The 684-nt window shown below is 63.7% G+C and carries 1 protein-coding gene and 1 pseudogene; both read left to right on the forward strand.

The window, feature by feature from the left end; all coding sequences use genetic code 11:
* The first annotated feature begins 52 nt into the window (after positions 1-52).
* Complete coding sequence (locus tag A9O67_RS13525; protein ID WP_197484417.1) at positions 53-433, forward strand: metallophosphoesterase; 381 nt, start codon at positions 53-55, stop codon at positions 431-433.
* A 42-nt stretch (positions 434-475) separates the two neighbouring features.
* Positions 476-684, forward strand: a pseudogene (locus A9O67_RS13530) (symmetrical bis(5'-nucleosyl)-tetraphosphatase); the annotation flags it as partial.

Raw genomic sequence — 684 nt, forward strand, 5'->3', positions numbered from 1 at the left:
CCGACGCCATCATCGCGCGGTTCCGCCTCGCCGTCCCCGGAGCCCTGCACTGATGGCGGTATACGCAGTCGGCGATCTGCAAGGCTGCCTGCAGCCACTCAAGTGCCTGCTCGAGCGGGTTGCCTCCAACCCGAAGGTCGATCGCCTGTGGCTGCTCGATGACCTGGTCAACCCCGCCCCGGAGTCACTGGAAACCCTGCGCTTCCTTTATTCAATCCGCGAACCGCTGGTGTCCGCACTCGGCAACCATGACCTGCACCTGCGGGCCCCCTGGCACAACATCGAGCGCTTGAAAAAAAGCGACACCCTGCGCGAAATCCTCGATGCCCCGGATGCCGGTGAACTGCTCGACTGGCTGCGCCGGCAAAAGCTGCTGCACTACGACGAGAAGCGCGGCGCAGTGCTGGTGCACGCCGGCATCCCGCCGCAGTAGACTCTGGGCAAGGCCCTGGAGCTGGCAGGCGAAGTGGAGGAAGTGCTGCGCGACGACAACCGTTTAAAGCCCTACCTCGACGGCATGTACGGCAACGAGCCAAACAAGTGGAGCAAGGACCTCAGCGGCGTCACCCGCTTGCGGGTTATCACCAATTACTTCACCCGCATGCGCTTTTGCACCAGCGAAGGCAAGCTCGACCTCAAGGGCAAGGAAGGCGCCGATACCGCCCCGCCTGGCTACAAGCCCTG

The sequence above is a fragment of the Tepidimonas fonticaldi genome, assembly GCF_001675355.1.
Taxonomy (GTDB): domain Bacteria; phylum Pseudomonadota; class Gammaproteobacteria; order Burkholderiales; family Burkholderiaceae_C; genus Tepidimonas; species Tepidimonas fonticaldi.

Coding starts and splice junctions, on each gene's coding strand:
- A9O67_RS13525 (WP_197484417.1), top strand. CDS start 53: ATGGCGGTATACGCAGTCGGCGATCTGCAAGGCTGCCTGCAGCCACTC.